1 pseudogene is annotated in these 218 nt (G+C 23.6%); it reads right to left on the bottom strand.

What is annotated here, in order from left to right:
• A pseudogene (locus G3997_RS04620) lies at positions 1-218 on the bottom strand (type I-B CRISPR-associated protein Cas8b1/Cst1); the annotation flags it as partial.

Here is a 218-nt window from a genome sequence, read left to right as displayed (position 1 = left end):
TTATCATCATTTTTAGCTTCATATTTTTCAGATATTAATCCTGTTATAAATGCATGTCCTATTGATTCAAAATCTAAATCTTTTTCTGACATTATTTCTATAAATACTGATGGTACACTTTTTTCTGCTGACATAAATATTCTTAAAACTGTATCCATAAAGTCTTTTTTATTTCCAACCTTTATTGCATTYAATAATTTRTAAGCTATTCCATTTAT

Origin of the sequence: Romboutsia sp. 13368 (assembly GCF_018336475.1) — a bacterium.
In the GTDB taxonomy this organism is placed as follows: domain Bacteria; phylum Bacillota; class Clostridia; order Peptostreptococcales; family Peptostreptococcaceae; genus Romboutsia.
This window is presented reverse-complemented; position numbering and strand designations above follow the sequence as displayed.